This is a genomic window from Nocardioides sp. GXQ0305, assembly GCF_050880345.1.
GTDB lineage: Bacteria > Actinomycetota > Actinomycetes > Propionibacteriales > Nocardioidaceae > Nocardioides.
Window position 1 is genome coordinate 1 of record NZ_JBNYXG010000012.1, and the last position, 24,203, is coordinate 24,203.

Annotated in this window: 25 protein-coding genes; 13 read left to right on the forward strand and 12 right to left on the reverse strand. The window is 72.9% G+C overall.

Annotation, left to right across the window (positions count from 1 at the left end; all coding sequences use genetic code 11):
* Nucleotides 1-162: 162 nt before the first annotated feature.
* The 3 genes from ACQ1X7_RS19595 to ACQ1X7_RS19605 all read right to left on the reverse strand — a co-directional run bounded on the left by ACQ1X7_RS19595 (nucleotide 163) and on the right by ACQ1X7_RS19605 (nucleotide 4,325).
* A complete protein-coding gene (locus ACQ1X7_RS19595) occupies nucleotides 163-2,967 on the reverse strand; it encodes a LuxR C-terminal-related transcriptional regulator (protein WP_432479924.1) in 2,805 nt (934 codons plus the stop codon).
* Between the two features lie 284 nt (nucleotides 2,968-3,251).
* Nucleotides 3,252-3,731, reverse strand: a complete 480-nt coding sequence (locus tag ACQ1X7_RS19600) for a DUF1269 domain-containing protein (RefSeq protein ID WP_432479925.1) — start codon at nucleotides 3,729-3,731, stop codon at nucleotides 3,252-3,254.
* Between the two features lie 96 nt (nucleotides 3,732-3,827).
* A complete protein-coding gene (locus tag ACQ1X7_RS19605) occupies nucleotides 3,828-4,325 on the reverse strand; it encodes a DUF1269 domain-containing protein (protein ID WP_432479926.1) in 498 nt (165 codons plus the stop codon).
* A 217-nt stretch (nucleotides 4,326-4,542) separates the two neighbouring features.
* Between ACQ1X7_RS19605 and ACQ1X7_RS19610 the strand changes: the two genes are divergently transcribed.
* The 4 genes from ACQ1X7_RS19610 to ACQ1X7_RS19625 all read left to right on the forward strand — a co-directional run bounded on the left by ACQ1X7_RS19610 (nucleotide 4,543) and on the right by ACQ1X7_RS19625 (nucleotide 7,045).
* Nucleotides 4,543-4,746: a hypothetical protein gene (locus ACQ1X7_RS19610; RefSeq protein WP_432479927.1), complete on the forward strand. Its 204-nt coding sequence runs from the start codon at nucleotides 4,543-4,545 to the stop codon at nucleotides 4,744-4,746.
* Nucleotides 4,739-5,341, forward strand: coding sequence for a hypothetical protein (locus tag ACQ1X7_RS19615; RefSeq protein WP_432479928.1), 603 nt, complete (start codon nucleotides 4,739-4,741; stop codon nucleotides 5,339-5,341). The genes ACQ1X7_RS19610 and ACQ1X7_RS19615 overlap by 8 nt, the downstream gene beginning before the upstream one ends.
* Nucleotides 5,338-5,814 (forward strand): RDD family protein, encoded by a 477-nt coding sequence (locus tag ACQ1X7_RS19620; RefSeq protein WP_432479929.1) that lies wholly within the window; start codon nucleotides 5,338-5,340, stop codon nucleotides 5,812-5,814. Before ACQ1X7_RS19615 ends, ACQ1X7_RS19620 begins: the two co-directional genes overlap by 4 nt.
* Before the next feature lie 115 nt (nucleotides 5,815-5,929).
* Nucleotides 5,930-7,045 carry an AI-2E family transporter gene (locus ACQ1X7_RS19625; protein ID WP_432479930.1) on the forward strand — a complete coding sequence of 372 codons (1,116 nt, stop codon included), beginning with the start codon at nucleotides 5,930-5,932 and terminating at the stop codon, nucleotides 7,043-7,045.
* 31 nt (nucleotides 7,046-7,076) lie between these two features.
* Here the strand turns inward: ACQ1X7_RS19625 and ACQ1X7_RS19630 are convergent, their stop codons facing one another.
* The 4 genes from ACQ1X7_RS19630 to ACQ1X7_RS19645 form a co-directional block, all read right to left on the reverse strand.
* Nucleotides 7,077-7,586, reverse strand: a complete 510-nt coding sequence (locus tag ACQ1X7_RS19630; RefSeq protein WP_432479931.1) for a hypothetical protein — start codon at nucleotides 7,584-7,586, stop codon at nucleotides 7,077-7,079.
* A gap of 38 nt (nucleotides 7,587-7,624) precedes the next feature.
* Nucleotides 7,625-9,859 carry a LuxR C-terminal-related transcriptional regulator gene (locus ACQ1X7_RS19635; protein WP_432479932.1) on the reverse strand — a complete coding sequence of 745 codons (2,235 nt, stop codon included), beginning with the start codon at nucleotides 9,857-9,859 and terminating at the stop codon, nucleotides 7,625-7,627.
* 109 nt (nucleotides 9,860-9,968) lie between these two features.
* Entirely contained in the window at nucleotides 9,969-11,495 is a 1,527-nt protein-coding gene (locus ACQ1X7_RS19640) for an ATP-binding protein (protein ID WP_432479933.1), read from the reverse strand.
* Nucleotides 11,492-11,824 (reverse strand): hypothetical protein, encoded by a 333-nt coding sequence (locus tag ACQ1X7_RS19645; RefSeq protein WP_432479934.1) that lies wholly within the window; start codon nucleotides 11,822-11,824, stop codon nucleotides 11,492-11,494. Before ACQ1X7_RS19645 ends, ACQ1X7_RS19640 begins: the two co-directional genes overlap by 4 nt.
* Nucleotides 11,825-11,950: 126 nt before the next feature.
* Between ACQ1X7_RS19645 and ACQ1X7_RS19650 the strand changes: the two genes are divergently transcribed.
* Nucleotides 11,951-13,288 carry a hypothetical protein gene (locus tag ACQ1X7_RS19650; protein ID WP_432479935.1) on the forward strand — a complete coding sequence of 446 codons (1,338 nt, stop codon included), beginning with the start codon at nucleotides 11,951-11,953 and terminating at the stop codon, nucleotides 13,286-13,288.
* A gap of 15 nt (nucleotides 13,289-13,303) precedes the next feature.
* Here the strand turns inward: ACQ1X7_RS19650 and ACQ1X7_RS19655 are convergent, their stop codons facing one another.
* Nucleotides 13,304-13,837, reverse strand: coding sequence for a potassium channel family protein (locus tag ACQ1X7_RS19655; RefSeq protein WP_432479936.1), 534 nt, complete (start codon nucleotides 13,835-13,837; stop codon nucleotides 13,304-13,306).
* A gap of 12 nt (nucleotides 13,838-13,849) precedes the next feature.
* Entirely contained in the window at nucleotides 13,850-14,233 is a 384-nt protein-coding gene (locus tag ACQ1X7_RS19660) for an SHOCT domain-containing protein (protein ID WP_432479937.1), read from the reverse strand.
* A gap of 229 nt (nucleotides 14,234-14,462) precedes the next feature.
* Here ACQ1X7_RS19660 and ACQ1X7_RS19665 point away from each other — a divergent pair, with 229 nt between their 5' ends.
* From ACQ1X7_RS19665 to ACQ1X7_RS19675, 3 genes are read left to right on the forward strand one after another with little or no spacing between them, the layout of a single operon-like run.
* Nucleotides 14,463-14,915 (forward strand): DUF6325 family protein, encoded by a 453-nt coding sequence (locus tag ACQ1X7_RS19665; protein WP_432479938.1) that lies wholly within the window; start codon nucleotides 14,463-14,465, stop codon nucleotides 14,913-14,915.
* Between the two features lie 20 nt (nucleotides 14,916-14,935).
* A complete protein-coding gene (locus ACQ1X7_RS19670; protein WP_432479939.1) occupies nucleotides 14,936-15,232 on the forward strand; it encodes an SHOCT domain-containing protein in 297 nt (98 codons plus the stop codon).
* 26 nt (nucleotides 15,233-15,258) lie between these two features.
* Nucleotides 15,259-16,035 (forward strand): MBL fold metallo-hydrolase, encoded by a 777-nt coding sequence (locus ACQ1X7_RS19675; protein WP_432479940.1) that lies wholly within the window; start codon nucleotides 15,259-15,261, stop codon nucleotides 16,033-16,035.
* On the opposite strand, the gene ACQ1X7_RS19680 is transcribed toward ACQ1X7_RS19675, so the two are convergent.
* Nucleotides 16,009-18,048, reverse strand: coding sequence for an alkaline phosphatase family protein (locus tag ACQ1X7_RS19680; protein WP_432479941.1), 2,040 nt, complete (start codon nucleotides 18,046-18,048; stop codon nucleotides 16,009-16,011). The two genes, ACQ1X7_RS19675 and ACQ1X7_RS19680, sit on opposite strands and share 27 nt — an antisense overlap.
* 303 nt (nucleotides 18,049-18,351) lie before the next feature.
* Here ACQ1X7_RS19680 and ACQ1X7_RS19685 point away from each other — a divergent pair, with 303 nt between their 5' ends.
* On the forward strand, nucleotides 18,352-18,945 hold the full coding sequence (locus tag ACQ1X7_RS19685) for a hypothetical protein (RefSeq protein WP_432479942.1): 594 nt from the start codon (nucleotides 18,352-18,354) through the stop codon (nucleotides 18,943-18,945).
* A 111-nt stretch (nucleotides 18,946-19,056) separates the two neighbouring features.
* A complete protein-coding gene (locus tag ACQ1X7_RS19690; RefSeq protein WP_432479943.1) occupies nucleotides 19,057-19,656 on the forward strand; it encodes an HdeD family acid-resistance protein in 600 nt (199 codons plus the stop codon).
* A 16-nt stretch (nucleotides 19,657-19,672) separates the two neighbouring features.
* Here the strand turns inward: ACQ1X7_RS19690 and ACQ1X7_RS19695 are convergent, their stop codons facing one another.
* Nucleotides 19,673-20,665 carry a DUF389 domain-containing protein gene (locus tag ACQ1X7_RS19695; protein ID WP_432479944.1) on the reverse strand — a complete coding sequence of 331 codons (993 nt, stop codon included), beginning with the start codon at nucleotides 20,663-20,665 and terminating at the stop codon, nucleotides 19,673-19,675.
* 153 nt (nucleotides 20,666-20,818) lie between these two features.
* Here ACQ1X7_RS19695 and ACQ1X7_RS19700 point away from each other — a divergent pair, with 153 nt between their 5' ends.
* From ACQ1X7_RS19700 to ACQ1X7_RS19710, 3 genes are read left to right on the forward strand one after another with little or no spacing between them, the layout of a single operon-like run.
* Entirely contained in the window at nucleotides 20,819-21,196 is a 378-nt protein-coding gene (locus ACQ1X7_RS19700) for an STAS/SEC14 domain-containing protein (RefSeq protein WP_432479945.1), read from the forward strand.
* A gap of 45 nt (nucleotides 21,197-21,241) precedes the next feature.
* Nucleotides 21,242-21,637 carry a PLDc N-terminal domain-containing protein gene (locus tag ACQ1X7_RS19705; RefSeq protein WP_432479948.1) on the forward strand — a complete coding sequence of 132 codons (396 nt, stop codon included), beginning with the start codon at nucleotides 21,242-21,244 and terminating at the stop codon, nucleotides 21,635-21,637.
* A gap of 13 nt (nucleotides 21,638-21,650) precedes the next feature.
* Entirely contained in the window at nucleotides 21,651-23,249 is a 1,599-nt protein-coding gene (locus tag ACQ1X7_RS19710; RefSeq protein ID WP_432479946.1) for an MFS transporter, read from the forward strand.
* Between the two features lie 20 nt (nucleotides 23,250-23,269).
* Here the strand turns inward: ACQ1X7_RS19710 and ACQ1X7_RS19715 are convergent, their stop codons facing one another.
* Nucleotides 23,270-23,992, reverse strand: coding sequence for a PIG-L deacetylase family protein (locus ACQ1X7_RS19715; protein WP_432479947.1), 723 nt, complete (start codon nucleotides 23,990-23,992; stop codon nucleotides 23,270-23,272).
* Between the last annotated feature and the right edge of the window lie 211 nt (nucleotides 23,993-24,203).

A 24,203-nucleotide genomic window follows, 5' to 3' on the forward strand; every position in this document is an offset into this window, starting at 1 on the left:
CTCACACGGCCACGGAGGACGAGCCATCTGCAACACCTCGATCATGTCAAGGCGTTGCACTCAAGGTTGAGCCCACAGGCCGCCCCTCGCGGGCTCGGGCCCGCCGCGATCCCTCAACCTCTTCGCCCCCACGCCGCCGCGGCTCCGCCGCGTCGGCTGGGCTCAGAGAATGTGGTGGGCCCGGGCGACCGCGAGGGCGTCGCTGCGGCGGGACACCCCCAGCTTCGCGTACAAGCTGGAGACGTGCGTCTTGACGGTGTTGGGCGAGAGGTAGAGCCGGCTGCCGATGTCGGCGTAGGTCGCCCCTCGCGCCAGCTCGCCGAGCACCTCACGCTCGCGCGGGCTCAGGGACGGCCCCACCAGCGGGCCCGTGGCGTCCCGCTGCTCGAGCCTGAGTGCCGTCGAGGACTCGAAGCTCGAGATCACGTCGGCCTGGCCCGAGGTCAGCTCGGCGAGCTCCTGGACCCAGGCCGAGCCGGTCCGCGCTGCGAGCCGCCGGAGCAGGGCTTCCATGGGGGTGCCCTGGCGCGACCAACCGAGGAACGCCATCCCGTTGCGACGTACGGCGGTCGACGTCGCGGCCTCGGCCAGGCGGTCGAGGGCGGCGTCCGCCTCGCCCAGGCTGTCGAGCAGCTGGGCGGCGCAGGCCGTGCTCATCGCCCGGACCGGAGGCTGTGGGCACACCGCCGCATCCGCGGCCTCACCGAAGGCCTGGAGCGCCGTCTTCCGGTCACCCTGGCAGTCGGCCCGCAGCCCCTCGACGAAGCGTGCCTCTCCCGGGCTGCCCAGCGAGACGAGCTCCCTCTCCATGCCCTCCAGCGCTCCCTGGTCGGCCGCGAGGGCCGCCAGCATCGCCCTCGAGGCGATCTGCGAGACGCGGAGGTGGCGCGGCAGCGCGGCGTCCTGCAGCCGTGGATCGTCGACCGGGCCGGTCTGGAGCGCCCTGGCCGACGCCAGCGAGCCCGCCCACGTCTCGAGCATCGCGTCGCGTGCGCGCGACCAGAAGCGCGTGGTCAGGTCACCGGAGTGGGTCCGCCGCCAGTTGTCGCCGAAGGCGGGCGGAGCAGGCTCGCTCGCCCACGGCATCGCCATGGTGCTGCCCAGGAAGAGGGCCAGCCCCGCCCGCGCGGGCGCGAACCGCAGCCGCCAGGTCCCGCCCTCGCCGATCATGCTGAACGCCTCGGTGGCGACCTCGGCTGCGGCACGGTCGTGGCCGGCCATGAACTCGGTCAGGGCGAGGTGTGACATCGCTGCGGCCGCCATCGCCGTCAGCTCCTGGCTGCGGCAGAGCACCAGAGCCGCGGAGAAGCTGGTCCTGGCGGCGTCGAAGTCTCCGAGCCACCCCTGGGCGGTGCCCAGCTCCGTCAGCAGCACGGCGAGGACCTGCGCGTCGGCGCCGGTGACCCCGTCGTGGTCCCGCATCCGGTGCACCAGCGGCTCGGCGGCCGCGACGGCCGCGTCGATCGGCTCGAGCCCGAGCTTGGCGCGCCACAGGTGGGCGCACGCCACCTGCGCCGGGATGGGCTGGTCGGAGGCGGACGCCTCGGTGGCGGGAGAGGTACGGCGCCGCCGGTCCGACCGCTCGAGGATGCGGGTCGTCCAGTGCTCGATGCCGGCCTGGTCGTCGGCGAGCCAGCGGTCCAGGGCGACGGCGAACCACGTCGACGGATGGGCGTCGACGATCTCCGGGTGGGCGCGCGCGACGAGGGCGACCTCGTCGCCGTGGCCGGGGCCGAGCACCAGGTGGACAGCGTCGCGCGCCAGCACGGCCGCGGCCTCGTCGTAGGCGTAGAGCCGCACCAGCCTCGGCAGGGCACGGGAGGTGTGACCACTCGCCAGGTCGAGCCGGACGGCGCGGGTGACCGTGGCCCTGGCCCGGACCACGTCGACACTGTCCACGGCCAGTCGGCGGCGCACCACCTCGCGCAGCAGCGGGTGGATGAGGAAGCGGTCGTCGGCCGGTGCCGGGTCGGCGTCGACGGCGAACGGGTCGTCGACGAGGTGGTCGGTGGCCCCCGGCACCCGGGTGACCAGCAGGCCGGTCGTCTCCAGCTCCTCGAGGATCTCGGCGGCGTGCCGGTCGTGGGACAGGTGGGCGGCGAGTCCGGCGCTGAACGGCCCCTCACCGCTCACGCAGAGCAGCAGGTGACGCTGCGGCACCGTCAGGGTCGCGAACACCTCGTTGGCCACCTGGTCGGCGACCGGCGCTGCCCCTCGGGTCAGCCGTCGGACCTCGGCCGCGGGGTCGGGCGATCGGCCCACGGCGTGGGCCGCGAGCACCAGCACCGCGCTCCAGCCGTCGCCCCAGTCGACCACGGCGCGCACCACGTCCGGATCGTCGGCCCCCAGGTGCGACGCCACCACGGACGCCGCCTCGCTGTCGTCCATGCGGAGCAGCTCGCCGCGCAGGACGGTGAGGTGTCCCAGGAGCTCGGGCACCAGACGGGTCAGCGGGAGGTCCCACCGGCTGGCGAGCACGAGTCGCATCGACTCCGGCGAGGCACGCAGCCGCTCGTCGATCAGCCGCACGCTCGCGGGCGGGAGCTCGTGGGCGTCGTCGATGACCACGAGGCTCGGGCCGCCACGAGCGCCGTTGACCGAGCCGCCGCCGTGCGAGGAGCGGTCGAGCACCGAACGCAGCCGCGACGCGGTCAGGGCGGCGTCGGCGTGCACCCAGATCGCGTTGTCACGATCGTGGCCGCGGTCGCGCAGCCAGCCCGCGATCCCCAGGGTCTTGCCGGTGCCCACCGGTCCCGTGAGCAGCGTGACGCCCATGGCGGTGGAGCGATCGAGGCTCTTCCACAGCCGCGTGCGCGGGACGAAGTGGCGCGGCGGGATCGGCAGCGTCCCTGCGCGGGGAGGACGGGCCCGCGACCTCGTGCCTGACTGCGGGCGCGCGACACCGTCGTGTGCTCCCTGTGTCTCGCCGGTCGCCACCCGTGCGGCCGGGCCTCCCTCGTCGTTCATCGGTGTCTCCTGCACCACCCGGTGGCAGGGCCTCCTGTCGTCGCACGGTCAGGTCGTCCTCGGTCGCTCCTCCCAAGGCTCCCGTGGCACGGACGGAACTGGTGGTTCCGGGCAGGTGGCCGATGTGGCCCGAAACGTGAGAATACCGCCGCGCGCACACGTCCGGCATCTCCGACGCGCTCACCCGACGACCACCCTGGCCGGCCCCTCCCTCCGTGTCCCAGTGTTGGGGTCACCCGGAACGGGTAGGTCACCCCTTTCGGGTGAGGGAGAGCCGGTCGGTGTCACTCCTCGGACACCGGCATCGAACCCAGCACCTCGCGCAGCGTGTCCGGGGCGTCCTCGCTCAGCAGGGCGTGCATCAGCGTGACGTCGCCGCGGCTCCGACCGCGCTCGAGGAACGGCTTGATCGCCTCCAGGTCGGCATCCTGCGACAGCACGAGCAGGGCGGAGGTGCCGGGGGCCAGGCGCGCCTTGATCTCCTCGAGGAACGCCGTGTCGATGCCGGTGTGCCGCAGGCGACCGGCCAGGGCTCCCACCCCCGCTCCCGCCGCGGCGCCCGCCACGGGCACCAGCACGAGGGCTCCGACCAGGCCTCCCAGCACCGCTCCCCGACGCGCACCCTGTCCCGTCCGCGACCGGAGCTGACCCACCCGCGGTCGAGGCGCGTGCGGCATCCACAGCACGGTGACCGCGTCGATGACGGTGAGCGCTCCCCGCTCCTCGAGGTTGCGCAGCCGGACCTCGCCGGCGGCCGCTCCCATGGCCGAGTCGTAGTGCCAGACGGTCAGGGTGGTCGTGGAGTGGTCGGCCCCGCCGTCAGGTGCGGGGCCGGAGGTCGACCGGCGATCGGACGTGGGTCACTCCTCCTCGAAGACCCGCCGCAGCGCCGACTCCTGCTCCGCGGAGAGGTTGGTGTAGATCAGCTCCGACGGCTCGTGGACCTTGAAGCCGTCCTTGACCCGGTCCAGGACCGCGCCGGTCGACATCAGGAACAGGGCGGACGTGCCAGGGGTGACCTCGTTGCGCACGCTCTTGATGAAGTCGTCGTCGATGCCGACGTCGGCGAGCGACCCGGTCAGGGCACCCGTCGCTGCCCCCACCGCCGCACCCAGCAGCGGGACGAAGAAGATCAGGCCGAAGAGCATGCCCCAGAACGCGCCGCCGAGGGCACCGGCGGAGGTGGTCGGCGCGCCCTGCTTGGTGGCGGGCTTCTTCTTGCCCTCCTCCCACGAGACGGTCGCGAAGTCCAGGATGGTGATCAAACCCTGCTTCTGCATCTCGCCCAGGGTGCGGACGGCCTCGCCCGCTCCGGCTGGTGTCTCGAACTTCCACACGGTGAGCGTGGACTCGGGCATGCGCGCATCTCCTTCCGTCGTCGGGTGACTGTGTCGGTCTACGCTCGGTCCAGGGACGTGCCGTCGCCTCCCCCTTTCCCGGTGAACGCATCGCGGGGCTCCTGTCCCTGCCCCTGCGCGCGTCGCGGCCACCCGAATACGGCGATCCGCCGGACACCCCGACTTCCTAGATTCCGAGACGCTCGAGCCCTCGCGGCACGGAAAGGTGACGGGTCCCATGGCCAGCATGCTCATCCAGGTCGATGCCGACCTCTCGGACGAGCTCAGCGGCGCCTTCCCCCACCTGACGGCCCGGCACGGTGCCGACTCCACGACCCTGATCGGCAAGGTGACCGACCAGCAGGAGCTGCTCGGCGTGATGAACCTGCTGGTCTCCATGGGGATCGAGATCCTCGTCGTGCTCCGGATCCCCGATGAGTGAGACGGAGGCCGAGTCGGTCTCGCTCGTCGACGTGGGTGTCGCCCTGGTGACGACGACCGTGGCCGGTCCGGTGGTGCTCACCATCACCCTCACCCGCGGGATCGTCACCCGCGTGCAGGTCCTCTCCGCCCCCTGGCTCGACGTCCTCGTGCTGCACCCGCCCCTGCTGCCCGCGCGCCTGCAGCCCGGTCGCGCGCTCGCCCGGTTGTCGCACCGCGGGTACGGCGACCGGACGGCGCTCGTCAGCTGGTTCGGCCGGACGCTGGATGCCGTCGTGCCGCGCGCGGCCGACGAGGTCGTACGGCGGGTGGACGTCGAGGCGCTCGTGGCCCGCCTCGACCTGGCCGGCCTGGCCCAGCAGGTGATCACCGAGGTCGACCTTCCGGAGATCATCCGCGAGTCCACCTCCGCGGTGTCCTCCGAGGCCGTCCGCGAGGTCCGGATGCGTGGGATCTCCGGCGACGACACGCTCGGACGGGCGGTCGACCGGCTGCTGCTGCGCCACCGTCGAGCCTCGGCGGAGGTCGTCCCGGTCATGTCCCCGGAACAGTCCGGCGCCCGGGGCGGGCAGCGTGCCACCGTCGCCCCGTCATGACCGACGCACTGCCCGTCTCCCCCGTCCCCCGGGAGGCGCGGCTCCACCAGGGGCGACGAGCCGGCCTGGTGACCCGACTCGCGGCCGGCGTCCTCGACCTGCTGCTGCTGCTGGTCCTGCTCGCCCTCGGCTTCGTGGCCGCGAACGCGGTGTCCTTCCTGGTGCGCCCCAGCGACTTCCACCTGCTCACGCCGTCCCGACCCCTGCTGCTCGCCATCGCGGCCCTCGGTGCGGTCGCCTACCTGGCCGGGGCGTGGTGGGTGGCGGGCCGCACCTGGGGTGACGACGTCATGGGGCTGCGCGTGGTCGACCGGCGTGGCGGGCCGCCGCGGCTCGTGGTCGCGGTGGTGCGCGCAGCGCTCTACGTCGTGTTCCCGGTGGGCGTCCTGTGGTGCGCGATGACCGGCTCGCGGCGATCGGTCCAGGACCTGCTCCTGGGCACCACGGTCATCTACGACTGGACGCGGACGTAGGCGGGGCGAGCATGGCAACTCACCCGTCGCGCAGGATGCGCGCCTCCGCGGACCCACCCGATGCTGGCGCGGAGATCCCGTCCTGGACGGACGCCCACGCGAGGAGGTCGACCCGATGACGACACCGGCGTCGCTCCCCTCCCCCTTGTTGCCCCGGACCGTCGTCGTGCTCCTCGGCGGCGCCGCCGCCGTGGTCGTGATCGCCGGGATGCGGGGCATGGCCGACCTGATCGCCCCCGCGTTCCTGGCGCTGGTCCTGACCATCTGCGCACACCCGCTCCGTGGCTGGCTGACGCGGCACCGGGTGCCCGGCTGGTTGGCGACCACCGCGGTCATCGTGACGGTCTACCTCGTGCTGGCGGTCCTCGTGCTGTCCCTGGTGGTCGCGGTCGCGCGGCTGGCCACGCTCCTGCCCACCTACCAGGACGACCTGCAGGGCCTCGCGAACGAGGCCGCCGACTGGCTGAAGACCTTCGGCGTGGACCAGAAGCAGATCGAGGCGGTCACCTCGGCGATCGACCCGGGTCAGGCCCTCGACCTGTTCGCGGGCGTCTTCGGCAGCCTGCTCGGCGTGCTCTCGAACCTCTTCTTCATCGTCACGCTGCTGCTCTTCCTCGCCGTGGACGGCGTGGCGCTGCCGCGGATGCTCGGCGCGCTGGACCAGGCGCACGGCCGCTTCGCCGGCGCCATGTCGGGCTTCGCCGCCGGCACCCGCACCTACATCGTCGTGTCCAGCGTGTTCGGCCTGATCGTCGCCGTCCTCGACGTCGGCCTCCTCTACCTGCTCGACATCCCGCTGCCGTGGCTGTGGGGGATGCTGGCGTTCATCACCAACTACATCCCGAACATCGGGTTCGTGATCGGCCTGATCCCGCCCCTGATCCTCGGGCTCCTCGAGAACGGCTGGGGCGGCGCGCTGGCGGTCCTCGTGGGGTACTGCGTCCTGAACGTGGTGATCCAGTCGGTGATCCAGCCGCGCTTCGTCGGCCAGGCGGTCGGGCTCTCGACGAGCCTGACCTTCCTGTCCCTGATCTTCTGGGCGGCGGTGCTCGGCCCGCTCGGGGCGCTGCTGGCCATCCCGCTCAGCCTCTTCGCCCGGGCCCTCCTCGTCGACGCGGACCCCCGCAACTGGTGGCTGATCCCCCTGCTCACCGGCGTCCACGACCCGCCCGCGCCGGGACCGCCGGAGGTCGCGCCGGCTGCGGCACGCGAGGACGCTGCGGGCGAGTGACGGGTGCCCGAGGCCCCCGGACGGCGCTGCGTCAGTGGAGCACCGCCTTCAGGCCGATCATCAGGCCCCCGAAGCCCCCGGCGACCACGATCAGCATGGTGCGCTCGAGGAGCGACAGCCGGGTGCCGTGCCCGATCTCCCACCCCGCCAGGCACAGCAGCAGGGTGCTGCAGCCGAGGGCGGCATACACCGCGGGGGTGACGCCGACCCCCCGCGTGGTGAGCGCGGCCAGCACGATCAGCGGCAGGGCCGACGCCGTCACGATCTCCCAGCCCTGCCCCAGCTGGTGACGGACCTCTCGCCACGTCGGCTTGCGGTCGGCGTGGATCCGCGCGGCGACGAGACGGGCGTACCGCTCGGCCAGCCAGTAGACCACCAGGGTCACGCCCACGGCCGCGATCACCGCCCCGGCCGTGTCGACGTGGGCCGAGGCCATCACTGCGGCGCCGACGATGATGCCGTAGATCCCGGCTGCGGTGCTCTCCTCGTCCTCCCTGCGCAGGCGTATCGGCAGGCGACCGAACGGGTGCCGGGACCTCACCACCGGCCTCGCCCTGCGCCCCTGCCCGGTGCCGCGCATCAGCCGGACCGGTCCGGCGTCAGCTCGCGCGGGTCGGACGTGAGGAGGCCGAGGCGGATCGCCTCCCGGATCGCGGCGTTGCGGCGGCTGACGCCCATCTTGGTCAGGATGTTGCGCACGTGGGTGCGCACGGTGTTCACCGAGACGAACAGCGTCTCGGCGATCTCCTCGGTCGTGAGCCACTCGCTCATGGCCGCGAGCACGTCCAGCTCCCGCGGTGTCAACGGCTCGAGGACCCGACCGCCTGACCCGGACGGCTGCCGCAGCGAGGGTGTCGCCTCCTCCTGGACGGCCTTCTCGTCGTCGAGCCACGCGGTCGCCCACGGGCCGGCCTGCGCTGCTGCGGGCGCCGCGGCCTCCAGGCGCGCCCTGGCGTGCTCCGCCTCACCGGCGGACCGCGCCACTCCTGACGCGACGACGGCTTCCGCGACCCGCCACAACGGCTCGGGATGGGCCCAGGTCTCCGCGAGGTGGGCGCGCGCGGCGGCCAGGTCGTCGGACGCCCACGCGACGTACGCGCGAGCCAGGTGTGCGGGCGTGGCCACCGACGTCGAGGCATCGCCCTCGTGCGCGGCTGCCAGCGCCTCGTCCGCCTCGGCGGCGGCGCGCGGCAGGTCGCCCAGCCGGGCGTGCAGCAGCGCCGCGTGAGCCAGGGCCTGGCAGCGGTACCCGCTCGACCACGCAGCGGTCGGACTGTCCAGGCACGCCGTCAGCAGGCGCTCGGCACGCTCCACCGCACCCAGGCGCAGCGCGGCCACCGCGCGGGCCAGGGTCAGGACGGCGCCGATGTCCTCGGCGGGGCCGCCGGGACGGGGCCTGGCCGCGGCGAGGGCGTCCGCCGCCCGGTCGGCCAGCTGCTCGGCACGCCGCGCGTCCGTCACCCGCCCGGCGACGACGGTCTCCAGGACGGCCACGGTCACGGCACCGTGTCCCGACGTGCCTGCCGCGCGCGCGGCGTCGAGGTGTGCGGAGCAACCGTCCTCGTGCCCGTCGGCCCACGCCGTCGCGGCCCGGAGGAGGTGGTCGCCCGCCCCGGTCCGGCCGTCGGACGGCGTGCCGGCCACGAGCCGGCGGAACGGGTCACCGCGTCGCTCGCACAGGACACGACCCACGAGCAGGTGGTCGACGAGGAGCGCACCACAGTCGGGCCGGTCGCCGGCGTGCTCCAGGTGGGACACCACCCGCTCCCAGCCGCCCCGCGCGGCGTACCAGGCGGCCGCGGTGCGGTGCAGGCGGCGGTGGCGCTCCGGGGCCTCGTAGGCCAGCTGGGCCCGCACCAGGTCGCGGAAGAACGGTACGTAGCGCACGCCTGACAGCTGGTCGGGGGCGGTCTCCAGGAACACGTTGGCCCGGAGCAGCTGGAGCGTCGTCGGCGCGGCCGGTTCACCCGTGAGCTCCTCCATCAGCTCCGGGGCCAGGGTGTCGGGGACGCTGGTGGTGAGGATCAGGTCACGCAGGGCCGGGGGCTGCGCGTCGAGCACCTCCTCGACGAGGAAGGCGTTGATGCTGCCGTTGTGGGTGACCGCACTCGCGACGAGCGCCTCCGGGGCAGGACTGTGTGCCAGCGTGGGGAGCACGAAGCGGAGCCCGGCCGCCCAGCCGGCGAGGCGCTGGTTCAGGACGTGCAGGTCGTCGGGAGTCAGCTCGACCCCGCCCGCCCGCAACAACCTGGTGGCCTCCTCGTCGGTGAAGGCGAGGTCGGCGGCCCGGAGCTCGAGCAGGTCACCGGCCAGGCGGTAGCGGTGCAGCGGGAGGACCGGGTCGGTCCGGGTCGTGAGCACCACCTGCAGGTCCCCGCCCGCGCACGTGAGCAGGCGCTCGAGCTCCTCGGCCGCCGCGGTGGTGCGCACGTCGTACCCGTCGAGGAAGACGGTCCACCCAGACGGGGAGCGTGCTGCCGTCGCGAGGACCTGCTCCACGTGGTCGGCGGCACGGCTCCGCTCACCCTGCATGCCGCGCAGCACCTCGGGCCACGGGTCGACGTCGCGCCGGCCGTGACACCCGACCCACACGACCTGGCGGCTGCCCGCCGCACGGTGTGCCCACTCGGCGGCGAGCGCGGTCTTGCCCGAGCCCGCGGGAGCGCTGAGGAGGGCCAAGGGGGCGGTGCTCGCCTCCAGCAGGCCGGAGAGCCGCTCACGCCGCAGGTGGTGCGGCGTGGCGTCGGGCGGCTGGAGCCGGGAACGCCGGTACGGCGGGTACGGGGCTGTTGCCCGTGGCTCGACAGCAGTCATGTCCACCTCGCTGGCGACTCCTCGTCGGTCGCTCCTCGCGCGTCACGATGCCGTCGGCGCCTCGCGCCGGGCCTCACCGGGAACGGGTGGCCGCCTCTCCGCCCCTCGGTCACTCCCCGGAGCGCGGAACGGCCCACGTGGCCGGCACGTCGGTACCGCCTTCGCGCGTGATCCGTCGGCCCATCTGCACGAACCCGGGCACCGGCATCAGCCGACCCGCCACGAGGGCCTGTCCCATCCGGAACCCGGTCGCCTGCGCCAGCAGGCCCTCGGGGACGAAGGAGAAGATCCGGACCAGGTCGGCGATGTCGGCCCGTGAGTTCATCCGCATCAGCACCAGGTTGTCGCACTGCGAGACGGCGTTCTCGTGGACCTTGTGCGGCTGCTGTGTCGAGCACAGCAGGTAGAGGCCGTACTTGCGGCCCTCGGCGGCGATCTGGACGGCCCGTTCGGTGGAGAGCCGCGTCAGCGGGTCCTCGGGCCGCGCCGGCAGGATGTTGTGGGCCTCGTCGACGACGAGCAGACAGGGGACGCGCTGCGCCCTCAGCTCCCACATCGTCGCGAGCACCGCCTGGGTCACCAGGCGCTGCTCCCCCACCGTGGCCAGCGAACCGAGGTCGACGATCGTGCACCGGTGCTCGTGGGCGCGCAGCGCGGCGACCAGGGACGGCTCGGTCGGCCCCCAGATCCGCCACCGGAGCACGCCCAGGTTGGCGGCCCGCTGCCCGAGCTGTCGCACGCGCGGCGAGTCCGCGGTCAGCAGCTCCTCCGGCGCCGTCGGCGGCGACGTCCCGTCCCGCCGCGCCTCCACCTGCTCGAGCAGCTCGGCGTACTCCTCGCGGTCCGCGATCGGGTCGAGGTCGAGCACCGCGGCCTGGATCGAAGGATCCAGTTCGGCGAACCGCAGCCGCAGCCGCCGATCGGCCGCCGCGGTGTCGCCCCACACCGACACCTCGTCGGAGACGTGCGCGTAGCGGGCGGCGAGCCCGGGATCGGCGTCCTCCAGCACCGAGCCCAGGCCGACGTAGTCGGAATTCGGGTCCAGCACCACGACCCGGATGCTGGTCTCGGCCAGCACGCGCTCCAGCAGCAGGCCCAGCGAGTAGGTCTTCCCGGATCCCGACTGCCCGCACACGAACGTGTGCCGGGTGAGCCCCCCGCTGTCCAGCGTCGCCGTGACGCCCGGCGCCAGGGCGTACTCACCGATCGTGAGCCCGGCACGCCCGGCAGGGACCCGCGACGTCAGCCAGGGACCCACCTCGTCAGCACCGGCCGGCCGGACGGCGGCGTCGTGGAACGCGGTGCCGTCGGTCTCCAGCACGGTGCCGGTCCCCCGGGCGTACCGGAGGGTCACGTCGGTCTCCGCCCCGGGCGCCAGCTCCGCCGCGGTGGCGTGGGTGCTCGACTCCAGCGTCACCACCTGGCCCAGGCGTGGCCCGGCCGAGGTCTCCAGGACCACGTAGCCACCGCTGCGGAAGGCCAGGTCGTGCAGCGGCGCCTGGAACTCGAAGGTCAGGCCGTCCAGCGACGTCGCCAGCGGGAGCATCGCCCGCTCCAGCTGCACACGCAGGTTCCGGTACGCCGCCAGGTGCCGGTGCAGGTCCTCGCCCTGGACCCGGGGGGCATGACCGCTCACGTCGCCGCCTCGTCGTGCGACGTCCGTTCCGACCCGGCCGAGGTGACGACGCGTCGTACCTCGACGACCTCGAGGCCCAGCGAACGGAGGCGATCCAGGAAGCCGTGGAGCTCGGCCTGGTCGACGAACTCGCCGCTGACCACGGTGCGGAGCTCCTGCTCGGCGGCGTTGACGTGACCGCACTGCGCGAGCAGGTAGTCGGTCGGGACAAGGCCGCACAGGCGGATCTCGTAGGTGCTCGCCGGCATCGCTCCTCCCGAGGCGTCGTGAGCTACGACGCCAGCACACCCCAGCAGCCGCTCCGGCGCCTCGTCCCGCGCGGATGACACGGGCGTCTCCTCTCCGTCGAGGGGGCGTCGCCGACGCCGACACCCGCACCACACTCACCCGTTGCGCATGACGTGGAGCAGCGCACCCGGTGCCAGCCTGACGGCACAGCGAGGGGGTGCTTGCCGATGGACGACAGGACGGAGGTCGCCCGGCTCCGGGAACGGGTCGCAGAGCTCGAGGGGCAGCTGGCGGCGCGCGAGGAAGGGCCCTCGGAGGCCGTCTCCGGGTCGGCGTGGCGAGCGGCCGTGTCGGGGCTCTGCATCATCCTGGGCTGCGTCCTGGCGCCGGTGTCGGTCGCGTCGGTCTGGGTCAACGACATCCTCGCCGACACCGACACCTACGTGGAGACCGTCGCGCCGATCGCCGAGCAGCCTGCGGTCCAGTCAGCGCTCGCCGACAAGGTGACCACCGTGGTCCTCGACAACCTCGACCTCCAGCAGGTGACGTCAGAGGCACTCACCAGCCTCAGCAAGCTCGAGGACATGCCACCCCGCGTGGCGGCCACCCTCCCTGCGCTGGCGGTGCCGATCTCCAACGGCATCGAGAACTTCACGCGGGAGCAGGTCAACCGTGCCCTGGCGAGCCCCCGGTTCGCCGTCGTCTGGGCGCAGGTCAACCGGGTCGCCCACCAGCAGGTGGTGCGGCTGCTCAAGGGTGAGCAGGGCGGCGCCGTCACGGCCCAGGGCGACACCATCACGTTGAACCTGGGACCCGTCGTCGAGGAGGTGAGCCAGCAGATGGTGGACGCCGGGTTCACGCTGGCCGGGAACATCCCCACCGTCGACGTCGAGTTCACCCTGGTGCAGTCGGATGCCGTGACGAGGGCACAGTCGGCGTACCGCCTGCTCGACGCGCTCGGGACCTGGCTGCCGTTCGTCAGCCTGGGCCTGATCGCGGCGGGGGTGCTCCTCGCGCGCGACCGGTGGCGCGCCCTGATGAGGGGCGCGCTGGGCGTCACGGTCGGCATGGTGGTGCTCGGCATCGCGCTGGCGCTCGCGCGGTCGGCGTACGTCACCACCACGCCCGCCGACATCCTCACCGCGGAGGCGGCCGGTGGTGTCTTCGACACCCTGGTGCGCTTCCTCCGCACCACGCTGCGCGCCGTGGCCGTGCTCGGCCTGGTCGTGGCGGTCGCGGCGTTCCTCAGCGGCCGCTCGCCGCAGGCGGTCCGGGCGCGTGCGGGGCTCGAGCGCGGGTTCGGGGGCATGCGCCGGCGCGGTGAGCAGGCCACCGGCTGGGAGGTCGGCCGGTTCGGCACCTGGCTCGGCGCCCACCGCCGCCTGCTGCAGGTCGTCGTGGTCGGCCTGGGAGCCCTCGTGCTGCTGCTGTGGTCCTCCCCCACGGCGTGGGTGGTGCTGTGGACCACTCTCGCCGTCGTCCTCGCCCTCGCCGTCCTGCAGCTGCTGGCCGCCCCGGCCGGCACGCCGCGCGCTGCCGACGACGCCGACACCGCCCGGGGCTGAGGCCAGGCCCCCGGCTCAGCTGCGGCCGCTGCGCCGCAGGTTCACCTGGACGGCGCCCACGACGACGCGGGCGATCACGCCCACGAGGGTGAGGCCGAGGACCATCTGGAGCGTCGTCAGGGCTCGGGCGGTCTGTGACACGGCGGTGATGTCACCGAAGCCGACCGTGGCGAAGACCGTGACGGTGAAGTACAGGGCGTCCAGCCGGGTGAGCGGCTCGCTCCACTGGGACGGGTCCGCGGCCGCCATCAGGTAGTAGATGGCCGCGAAGACGACGACGAACAGCGGCAGGGTCACCACGAGCGCCGACACCGCACGCGCGGCGGGAAACGGTGCGACCAGGATCAGCCGGATGTGCCAGCCCAGCACGACGACGACCGCCGTGAGGCCGCCGACCAGTGTCACCACCCCGCTCATGGCATCCGTCGCGTCCAACGGCAGGACGAAGAACGCGACGACGATGGCGACGGCGATCAGGAACGACCGCGCCAGCGCCCACAGGATGTAGCGGTTGCGGGCCCGGTCGTGCGTCCCTGCCTCGGCGGCCAACGCCCCACGCCCTCAGGTCAGTGCCTTCTCCTTGAGCCGCTCGTAGTCGGCCTGGCTGATCAGGTCGGCGTCGAGCAGCTCCCTGGCCCGCGCGATCTGGTCCGCCGGGCTGCTGCTGCCCTGGCCGGCCACGTCGCGGATGTAGGCCTCCTGGTCCCGGCGCTGCCGAGCAAGACCCTCGGCGTTGCGGCGGGCCATTCCCGGTCCCCGCGCGATCACGTAGACCAGCGAGGTGACCAGCGGCAGCAGGACGAGCAGGACGATCCAGATCGCCTTGACGAAGCCCGAGGTGTCCGAGTCACGGAACAGGTCGCTGAAGATGCTGAACAGCACCATCAGGTAGGCGATGAAGGCGAAGCTGATGAAGAGGAACCACACAATGTCCCAGAACGACATCTCCTGGACCACCTTCCGTTCGCGTCGGGTCTGGCCAGTGTCGTGGGCACGCGGGGCGCGCGCCTCATCCGTCCCGGGTGACCCATCCGGCGCGGACAGGCCGGCCCCGTCACCGCCCGGGGGCGCGATTCATCCGAGACGGGTGACCCGCGGCGCCGGGGTGGAGGCGACAGTGGACCGACGCGGCCCGGCGTACGGCGGGCCGTCGGTGTCGACGTGAGGAGGCGTGGTGTCTGAGGCAACGAGCGAGGCGCACGGACCGGTGGACTTCGTGCTCATCGAGTTCCCCGCCGACCAGCTCACGGGTGAGGTGGCGCCCAGGCTGCTGGACCTGGTCGAGGCCGGGATCATCCGGATCTACGACCTGATGGTCATCAGCAAGACCGAGAGCGGCGCCGTGGAGGCGATCGAGCTGCGCGACTCCCCCGTCGCCCAGGACTTCCAGTACTTCGCCGGCGCCGCCTCCGGGCTGCTCGACGACGAGGACATGCAGCAGGCCGCCGACGCGATGACGCCGGGTACGGTCGCCGCGCTCCTGGTCTACGAGAACACGTGGGCCGCGCCGTTCGTGGCGGCCGCCCGCAGCTCCGGGGGCGAGCTGATCGCCAGCGGCCGCATCCCCGCGACGGTGGTCATGGACGCCCTCGACGCCCTCGAGTCCGCCGACGCGGGCACCCCGTGAACGACTGAAGGAGGACCACCATGCCCGGACTGCTCCGAGGCGTCGCCCGGACCGCTGTCGTCGCCGGCACGGCCTCGGCCGTGAGCGGCCGCGTCCAGCGCCGACAGGCCGAGAGGTTTGCGGATCGCGACGCCCAGATCATGGCCCAGCGCGGCCAGGCCTACCAGCAGGGCGCCATGGCGGCGGCGCCGCCGCCTCCGAGCGCCCCGGCCGCCGACCCGATCGCCCAGCTCAAGCAGCTCGGCGAGCTGCACGCCAGCGGGGTCCTCACCGACGAGGAGTTCGCGGCCCAGAAGGCCCGGATCCTCGGCGCCTGACACCACCCGGCCCACCGGGCACGCACGTGCACGACGGCGTCCTGAGCCTGACCTGGCTCGGTCACTCGACGGTGGTGATCGACCTGGGTGGGCAGCGGCTGCTGACCGACCCGCTGCTGCTCCGGCACAACGGCCTGCTGCGCAGGCGGGGACCGGTCCCGGAGCAGGCGGACTGGCGGGGGACGGACGCCGTCCTGCTGTCCCACCTGCACCACGACCACGCCGAGCTCCGGTCGTTGCGGCTGCTCCCGGACGTGCCGGTCCTCACCAGCGACGACAACGCCCGGTGGCTGCGCAAGCAGGGTCTCGGCGGGCTCGCGGCCGGCGACTGGACCGACGTGGGCGACGTCCGGGTGCGGCTGGTGAGGGCGGTCCACCACGGCCGGCCCATGCCGCACCGGCCCAACGACGCGAACGGCCACCTGGTCCGTGCGGGCTCGACCGCGGTGTGGGTCGCGGGCGACACCGCCCTGCACGACGAGATGGGACAGCTGTGCGACCAGGCCGGCGTCGAGCGGCTCGATGTCGTGCTCGTCCCGATCGGCGGCTGGGGGCCACGCCTCTCGGCCAACCACATGGGGCCGGCCGAGGCGGCCGAGGCCTGCGCGGTGACCCGGGCCCGCTTTGCCCTGCCGGTGCACTGGGGAACGCTGCACCCGCCCCTGATGACGTGGATGAGCGACTGGCTCGACCGCCCGCTCGACGCCTTCGTGGACGAGGTCGCCGTGGCGGCACCGGAGTGCGAGGTGATCCGGCTCCCGCTCGGCCAGACCTGGTCACTCCCCGCCGACCGGAGTCGGTGACGTCCGGCGCTGGCCCGCCCGCTCCAGGAAGCCCACCAGGACCCGGTGCAGCTCGTCGGCCCCCTCCACCCGCTCCGGCACGGTGGCGGCGAGGTCCCGGGGGGCGAGCAGCACGGCGCTGTCCTGCCAGCCGCCGAGGCCGCCGTGGGCCCCGACGAGGGCCTCGAACGCCGCGATGTCGAGGGTGTCCTCGTCGACCAGGCTGTTGACGTAGACGTCGGGCGCCTCCGGCATCAGCACCGCCCGGGTCAGCACCCGCCGGGCGTGGTCGCCGAAGTCGCCGAGCGGATCGGTGCCCTCGACCGCGCCGGTCGTCAGGTGGCAGCGGCCGTCGCGACCGAGTGCCCACGGGACCCCGTCGGCGTCGACCACGGCCACGAACCCGACCCCGGGGTGCTCGCACAGCCCCGGCAGCAGGCGCGGCCAGCGTGCCTCGATCTCCTCGAGGACCAGTCGCCGCTCACCGGGCACGTAGACGAGTCCGAGATTGCCCGACCCGAGGACGACGACGTCCGTCGGCGGTCCGCCGTCGTCACCCGTGGCGCGGTCGACACGACGATCAGCCGATGCGGCCAGCCGGCCCGACAGTCCCTCGCTCCCGATGTCCTCCACCAGCGAGTCGGCCCTCCCCCAGCCCTCCACCGACTCGGCGTACGACGTGACGTCCTGTGCCATCAGGTCGGAGCACAGCGCCGAGAGGTCGGAGCCGTACCGGTCCGCGAACGGCCGCCCCTGCGACTGGCCGTGGTCGGAGACGACGACGATCCGGTAGCGACGGGGCGCCCGCTCGGTGAGCCTCTCCAGCTGCCCCAGGACCCGGTCGAGGCCCTCGAGCGCTGCCAGCGACTCACGCCGGAACATGCCGGCGTGGTGCGCGATCTCGTCGTAGTCGACGTAGTCGACGTAGACGGCCTTGGTGCCCCGGAACATCTCCTCGGCCACCAGGGCCGTGTTGACGTCGCGGAGCAGCGCGTTGGTCACGGCCCGCAGCGCGGCGAAGGTCCAGCCCCGGTGCACCCGCGGGTCGAGCTGGTGACGCTCCTGCTGGTGCGCCTGCCAGCGCTCCTTCACGATCTCGACGAGGGTGCGCGTGAGGCTGCGCGCGAAGCCCGTCGGGGTGAGCAGGAACCACGCCAGCGCCTTCCGGGTCTGCGGCGTGCCCCGGCTGGAGCCCGCCCGGCTCATCGTCAGCAGCGACCGCGGTGCGTCGCCCGAGAACAGGTTGGAGATCGAGACACCGTCGTCGTACAGTAGCCCCCTGCCGTCGGTCGCGCGGTCCTCGATGATCCGCGCGTCGTCGGGGCGGTTGGCGACCAGGACCCTGCCGAGCTCCCGGTCGTACCACCGGAACGCCGGGACACCGGCAACCGTGCCGTGGAGGATGCCGAGCTGACTGGCCGGCGTGGTGCAGGGCATCTGCGGGGTCCACTCCCTCAGGCGGTAGGCCCCCGAGGTCACCCAGCGGCGGATCGTGGGCACCCCGCCCGCCTGCACCGCCCAGCGCAGGACCGGGAAGGGGACGCCGTCGAGCTGGACCATCACCACGCCCTCGACCTCCGGGTCCTCCAGCGCCCGGGGGCGCACACGTCGGGCGAGGGCCGAGGTCAGCCCGTCGTCGGTGCCGGCCGTGGTCACGTACGCGACCAGCGTCCCGACCGCGGCACAGATCCAGCTGGTCACGAACGCCGCGAGGAAGGTGGCGGTGATGCCCGGCACGATCTGCATGGCGACGTACATCACGACCGCCTGCCCCACCAGCGCGAGGGGCAGCACGGCGATCCAGCCCAGGCGGGCCGACACCGCGATGAGGAGGGGCCGCACGACGAGGCCGACCACGCCGCTCACGGCGGCCACCGCGACCAGGCTCCAGAAGGACGACGCCGTCAGCTCCGGCTGGACGGCATCGGCCAGCACCAGGGTGAGCGAGGTGACCAGCCACCCGGACAGGAGGCGTCCGAGATCGGCGAGCGTCACCCGCCGCGAGCGGCCGGACGTCGGTTCGTCGTTGACCATGGCGCCTCCGACCCGGAGGTGTGCACCGTCCTCGGGGTCGCCCCATCCTCCCGTCCGGGGACGCGGTCGGCGTCACCCCTCGCGGGTGAGCGCGGGCCGCTCCGTCTCACCTGACGAGGGGGATGCCGGGGCCTCGGCAGGACGGTGGAATGGACGCACGCATCCGATCGACGGAGTAGCGACCCCGGCGCGATGGTGAGGAGAACACGGGGGCCACAGATGTCTCGTCCGTTGCGGAACAGGCTCGGGCGGTCGACCGCGGGTGCTCACCTGGCAGGGCTGTTCCACGCCCTCTCCGCCGCCGTGGGTCTCACGACGTGCTGGGCGATCGTCGGACCGGAGAGCCTCTACTGGGTGGCCTTCCTCGGCCTCGTGGGCGTGGTGGTGGTCCACCTGGTGCGGGTCTCGGAGGACGTGGACGTGGGCTACTGGCGGGGAGCGTTCGCCGGTCTCCACGCGATGAGCTGGATGGGCCTCCTCCTCGCCTTCGGCCTCGCCGGGCTGCTGTGGGTCTGCGCGCTGGTCGCCACCACCGGACCGGCCCGGTGGCTCTGGGCACGTCGGGTGCGGGGGTCCACCGCTGCGCCACCGACCCCCGAGCCCGGTCGGGAGACCGCAGACCTCGGCCCCACGTCCCGCCAGCTGCCCGACCTCGACCTCGGCGGGCTCTGCCGGGCCTGGCGCCGCAGCTACTTCACGCTTCTCGACGCGCGCCCGCCGACCAGCCGGGCTGCGGTGGTCGACTACCGCCAGCGCATCCTCGACGAGATCGACCACCGGGACCCGCAGGGTCTGAGCCTCTGGCTGGCGTCCGGCCCGCCCGCCTCCGGCAACCCGCTCCCCTTCCTGCACACCGACTCCGCGCCCGGCGGGCACGGCGGGGCCGACGCCGCCTGACCCACCCGCTTCGGGTGAGGAGCGCCGTGCCCCTCGCACGCGGGGGTCGGGGTCGGAGTCCACCCGAAGTCGGTGAACCCCGAACGGCGTACGGGCGGTCACGCTGGTGCCATGAGCGACGACTTCGGGTCCACCGCGAGCTCCCACGAGCCAGCCTCCGTCACCGGACCTCGGGAGCTGATGGCGCCTCGGTGGGGTGTCGTCCTGACCGCTGGCATCGTGGCCTTCGTCCTGGGCGTGGTCCTGGCCGCCTGGCCCGGCGAGACGGTCACCGTGCTGGCGATCCTGCTGGCCTTCCAGCTCATCGTCGCCGGCGTGGCGCAGATCTTCATCGGCTTCACCGCGGGGGCGGGCCCCCGACGCGGCACGTTCATCCTCGGGGGGGCCGTCTCGCTGGTGGTCGGCGTGCTGTTCCTCTTCGACCCCCTCCAGACCCTCACCTTCATCGGCTGGATCATCGGGATCTGCGTGATCGCCGTGGGGGTGGCCGACCTCTCCGGCGCCTTCCTGACCTCCAGCACGCGGCACCGTGCCTGGCAGGTGGTCCGCGGCATCCTCGGGGTGGTCATCGGCCTGTTCCTGGTCGTCAACCCCGACTGGTCGCTGGGTGCGCTCGTCGTGATCGCGGTCGTCTGGCTGATCGGCTACGGCTCGATCACCATCATCGCCGCGCTGGCGCTCCGGGCGGAGGAGCGCCGCAGCGCGGCCTGAGCCTCCCGCGCCCGGCTCAGCCGCCCTCGAGGGTGCGCTGACCCCCGAGGAGCAGCTCCACGTCGACGGCGACGTCACCCAGTCCCGCGTCGTCGAGGTCCTTCCGGAGCGAGGACGTGTCGGGCTCCGGGAGCAGCCCGACCGCTTCGACCCGAAGCCTGCCGTTGCGGACCGTGAGGTCGGTGACCGTCCACTCCTGGGCCTGCGCCCAGTCGTGCACGACCGGTTGGGAGGTCGAGACCAGCTGCTGGTCGCGCAGCACGCTGACGCTCCCGATGCCCAGCGGGACGGCGACGAGGAGGAGCGACGCCGCGACCGCTGCCAGCGAGCGGCCGCCGACCCGACCCACCTCGGCGCCGGTCCGGATCGCGGTCGAGCGGAGCTCGGAGACCAGGAGCAGGACGGTCCCCGTGGCGATGATCGCCGCGACGTTGGTCCCGAACAGCAGCAGCGCGCCGCGGGCCTGGTCCCCGGCCCCGGACTCGAGGGTGAGCCCCACGACCGCGAGCGGCGGCACCAGCGAGATCGCGATGGCGACGCCGGGCAGGGTGTCGGAGACGTCGGAGCGGATCAGGGCGAAGGCCCCCACCAGGCCGGTGGCCACGGCCGCCACCAGGTCGATCAGCTTGGGGCTCACCCGTGACGCCACCTGGCTGTTGTTCTCGGCCACGACCTCGACGGGGATCGTCAGTCCCACCAGGAACCCGACGGCGACGACGGCCACGGACGCCCCGACGACCAGGACGAGGCAGGACGCCAGCTGGCGACGGTCGGCGAGCACGATCGCCAGCGCCGTGCCCAGGATCGGCGTCATCAGCGGCGCCACGATCATCGCGCCGATCACGGTCGCCGTCGAGTCGGCCACGACGCCCGCCGACGCGATCACCGCGGCGAGCACCAGCAGCACCCAGAACGCCGTCAGGTTCCGCTGTCGGTCGCCCAGCGACAGGAACAGCCGGTGGGTGATCCGTTCGATGTCTGCCTCGGTGACCTGCAGTGCCCCAGCCATGCCGCGACCATGCGCGGCCTCCTCCACGGTCCGCCTCCCCCCGCGCGGGTGACCGCAGACCCCGCAGGCATTCACCCGCAACCGGTGAGACGTCCGCGGTCCCGGACCGGCACTCTGGGGTGCGCTTGCGGCCGGAACGACGACGGAGGAGGGATGACCGTGATCCGCATCCTGCGCGACATGCCCCCGGGGGTCCTCGGGCTCGAGGCGGTCGACGACGTGGAGAAGGAGGACTACGAGGACGTCCTGGTCCCGGCGATCGAGAACGCGATCACCGAGCACGGCAAGGTCCGTCTGGTCTACGTCCTCGGACCCGAGTTCGACGACTACGAGGGCGAAGCGGTCTGGGAGGACCTGAAGCTCGGCGGGCGCCACCCGGCGGCCTTCGCGCGGATCGCGGTCGTGACCGACGCCCGCTGGGCAGGCCCGGCGATCAAGATGTTCAGCATCCTGTGGCCGGGCCAGGCGCGAGCGTTCCCCCTCGCCGACCTGGAGGCCGCCAAGCGCTGGGCGGCCGACGACGCCGGGTGACCCGGCACCGCTTCCTCACACCGACGAAAGGGAATGACCGTGGACATGGACTCTCTCAGCACCGACTTCTGGGACGTGCTCCTGTGGAGCTTCTGGTTCTTCATCTGGGTCGCGGCCCTGATGGTCTGGTTCCGCTGCCTGTTCGACCTGTTCAGCGACCACACGCTGAGCGGCTGGGGCAAGGCCGGCTGGGCCATCCTGCTCATCCTCGTGCCGTGGCTCGGAGCGATCATCTACCTGATCGCCCGGGGCCGCAGCATGTCCGAGCGGCAGGCCGCCGCAGCCGCGCAGGTCAAGGCGCAGCAGGACGACTACATCAAGCAGGTCGCCGGTGGTGCGAAGAGCCCTGCGGAGCAGATCGCCGACGCGAAGGCCCTCCTGGACGCCGGCAACATCACCCAGGACGAGTACGAGTCGCTGAAGGCGAAGGCTCTGGCGTGACCCCCGGCTGATCATGCCCACGAGCACCGAGGGTGCGGCGGCGCCGGCACCGGAGGCCGACGCCGCACCCCAGCGCGCGGGGCTGGTGCTGCTGACGCTGATCCTGGTGGCGGCGGTCGCCAACCTCAACCTCGCCGTCGCCAACGTCGCGCTCCCCGACATCGGGAAGGCCTTCGACGCCTCCCAGACCTCGCTCAACCTGATCGCGGTCGGGTACTCACTGGGCCTCGCGGCCTCCGTGCTCTACCTCGGGGCGCTGGGCGACCGGTACGGCCGCAAGCTGCTGCTGCTGCTCGGCGTGATCCTGTCCGTCCCGGCCTGCCTGCTGGCGGCGTACGCACCCAACGAGCAGGTGCTCATCGTGGCGAGGGTCATCGGGGGCCTCTCGGCGGGCATGGCCTACCCCACGACCCTCGCCCTGATCACCGCCCTGTGGTCGGGCCCCGGCCGGACCCGCGCCATCGCCCTCTGGTCCGCCCTCGGTGGTGCCATCTCGTCCCTGGGCCCGCTGCTGTCGGGGTTCCTCCTCGAGCACTTCTGGTGGGGTTCGGTCTTCCTCGTCACCCTGCCGCTGGCCCTGGTCGCCCTCGTCATGGCCTGGTTCCTCGTCCCCGCCCACGTCCACGAGTCCCCCGAGCCGGTGGACAACCTCGGCGGCCTGCTGTCCGTGGTGCTGATCGCGGCCCTCGTGCTCGGCATCAACTTCGCCGCGGTCCCGAACGCCGGGACGGCGGTGGCCGTCCTGGTCCTGATCGCGGTGGCCGCCGGCCTCGTCTTCGTGGTCCGGCAGCGCCGCGCCCCCAACCCCCTGTACGACCTGGACATCGCGGGTCGTCGTACCTTCTGGGTCGCGGCCCTCGCCGGGATCATCGTCTTCGGCACCCTGATGGCCGCGATGTTCGTCGGCCAGCAGTACCTGCAGAACGTCCTCGGGTACTCGCCTCTCGAGGCCGGCATGTCGATCCTGCCCGCGGTCGTCCTGATGGTGCTCGTCGCGCCGCGGTCGGCGAGCCTGGTCGAGTCGCACGGAGCCCGGTTCACCCTGCTCCTCGGCTACGTGTTCTGCTTCCTGAGCTTCCTGGTGATGCTGCTCCTCTGGGACGAGTCGGCGTCCTACTGGAGAGTGGGGCTCGGCTACGCGCTGATCGGCGCCGGGGTGGGTTTCGCCGGTACGCCGGCCTCCCACTCCCTCACCGGCTCGGTGCCCGTGGCACGGGCCGGGATGGCGTCCGGCACCGCCGACCTGCAGCGCGACCTCGGTGGCGCGATCATGCAGTCGATCCTCGGCGCCCTCCTCACCGCAGGCTACGCGTCCGCGATGACCTCCAAGGCCGACTCCTCCGCCAACGTCACCGACGCGACGGAGGCGACGTTGCAGAAGTCGTTCTCGAGCGCCGCGGCGCTGGCCGAGCAGCACCCCAAGTACTCGGACCAGATCATCGCGGCCGCCAAGTCCTCGTTCCTCGAGGGCGACCAGTGGGCCTACACCGCGGGTCTCGTGGCGGTGCTCCTGGGTGCCGTCATCGTGGCCACCCTGTTCCCCCGACGCGACGCCGAGCAGCGGATGCTGGCCGAGTTCCGCGCCCAGGACCAGGCCGACCGAGGCCCCTGACCCGCGCGGGCACCGCCTGCTCAGCGCCGTGGACTGGCAGGATCGGCGAACACCTCGACGGCCACCCAGGCCGTGAACCGGTCGATGCCCACCGCGGCGATCAGCCCGGCAGTCTGCGACACCTGTGCCTCCAGCGCCGACACCTTGCGGCGCAGCGCGTCGGGGTCCAGCGGCAGGCGCAGCGCCACCTCGGCCGGATCGCAGATGCGAGGCCGGCCGAGCTCGAAGACCCCGAAGTCGTTGTCCAGCTGTGGGTCGATGCGGTCCTGCTCGGTGACAACGGCGTGGAGCAACCGGGGTGCACGGTCACATCGCGTCACCGCCAGATCCACCCACCGACTCACGGTGCGGTGGTCAGGGTGACCCGTGAACCCGTCCGGGCCGAACGTCACGACCGTGTCGGGCCTCACCTCCTCGAGCAACCGCACGAGGCGCCTGACGGCCGGTTCGGGGTCCGCCTCGGCACACCGGCCGTCCTCGTAGTCCAGCCAGAGGTGCTCGCTGATGCCGAGCACTCTCAACGCCTTGTCGAGCTCCGCCGTGCGAGTCCTCGCCGTCTCCGCGCGAGCTTCCGGAGTCGTGTTCGGTCCACCGGCTTCGCCGCGCGTCGCGGTGACGGCCACGACCCGGTGTCCCGCATCCCTCAGCGTCACCGCGAGCCCGCCGCTCAGGTAGGTCTCGTCGTCGGGGTGGGCCCACACGAGCACGGTCGTGCCCAGCCAGGCCACGTCGGTCTCGGTCATGGGCCATCATGATCCCCCGCACGGTCCTGGGTCGGGATCACCCCGGGTGTACGACCACGGCGCCACGACGGACCGGGTCCGCCTCCGACCCGCGTCTTCGCAGGTCAGAGGCGGCTTCTTCGGTCGGGCTGACAGTGTTCGACTTCACGAGATAGTTGGCACCTGTCCCGCGACATGGTTGGCACCTAGCCATGGCGGAGGTGCCGGATGT

Excerpts from the sequence above, each read along its gene's own strand:
- ACQ1X7_RS19595 (WP_432479924.1), bottom strand. The coding sequence starts at position 2,967 with ATGAACGACGAGGGAGGCCCGGCCGCACGGGTGGCGACCGGCGAGACA.
- ACQ1X7_RS19600 (WP_432479925.1), bottom strand. The coding sequence starts at position 3,731 with ATGGGAGCGGCCGCCGGCGAGGTCCGGCTGCGCAACCTCGAGGAGCGG.
- ACQ1X7_RS19605 (WP_432479926.1), bottom strand. The coding sequence starts at position 4,325 with ATGCCCGAGTCCACGCTCACCGTGTGGAAGTTCGAGACACCAGCCGGA.
- ACQ1X7_RS19610 (WP_432479927.1), top strand. The coding sequence starts at position 4,543 with ATGGCCAGCATGCTCATCCAGGTCGATGCCGACCTCTCGGACGAGCTC.
- ACQ1X7_RS19615 (WP_432479928.1), top strand. The coding sequence starts at position 4,739 with ATGAGTGAGACGGAGGCCGAGTCGGTCTCGCTCGTCGACGTGGGTGTC.
- ACQ1X7_RS19620 (WP_432479929.1), top strand. The coding sequence starts at position 5,338 with ATGACCGACGCACTGCCCGTCTCCCCCGTCCCCCGGGAGGCGCGGCTC.
- ACQ1X7_RS19625 (WP_432479930.1), top strand. The coding sequence starts at position 5,930 with ATGACGACACCGGCGTCGCTCCCCTCCCCCTTGTTGCCCCGGACCGTC.
- ACQ1X7_RS19635 (WP_432479932.1), bottom strand. The coding sequence starts at position 9,859 with ATGACTGCTGTCGAGCCACGGGCAACAGCCCCGTACCCGCCGTACCGG.
- ACQ1X7_RS19650 (WP_432479935.1), top strand. The coding sequence starts at position 11,951 with ATGGACGACAGGACGGAGGTCGCCCGGCTCCGGGAACGGGTCGCAGAG.
- ACQ1X7_RS19660 (WP_432479937.1), bottom strand. The coding sequence starts at position 14,233 with ATGTCGTTCTGGGACATTGTGTGGTTCCTCTTCATCAGCTTCGCCTTC.
- ACQ1X7_RS19670 (WP_432479939.1), top strand. The coding sequence starts at position 14,936 with ATGCCCGGACTGCTCCGAGGCGTCGCCCGGACCGCTGTCGTCGCCGGC.
- ACQ1X7_RS19680 (WP_432479941.1), bottom strand. The coding sequence starts at position 18,048 with ATGGTCAACGACGAACCGACGTCCGGCCGCTCGCGGCGGGTGACGCTC.
- ACQ1X7_RS19690 (WP_432479943.1), top strand. The coding sequence starts at position 19,057 with ATGAGCGACGACTTCGGGTCCACCGCGAGCTCCCACGAGCCAGCCTCC.
- ACQ1X7_RS19695 (WP_432479944.1), bottom strand. The coding sequence starts at position 20,665 with ATGGCTGGGGCACTGCAGGTCACCGAGGCAGACATCGAACGGATCACC.
- ACQ1X7_RS19700 (WP_432479945.1), top strand. The coding sequence starts at position 20,819 with ATGACCGTGATCCGCATCCTGCGCGACATGCCCCCGGGGGTCCTCGGG.
- ACQ1X7_RS19705 (WP_432479948.1), top strand. The coding sequence starts at position 21,242 with ATGGACTCTCTCAGCACCGACTTCTGGGACGTGCTCCTGTGGAGCTTC.
- ACQ1X7_RS19710 (WP_432479946.1), top strand. The coding sequence starts at position 21,651 with ATGCCCACGAGCACCGAGGGTGCGGCGGCGCCGGCACCGGAGGCCGAC.
- ACQ1X7_RS19715 (WP_432479947.1), bottom strand. The coding sequence starts at position 23,992 with ATGACCGAGACCGACGTGGCCTGGCTGGGCACGACCGTGCTCGTGTGG.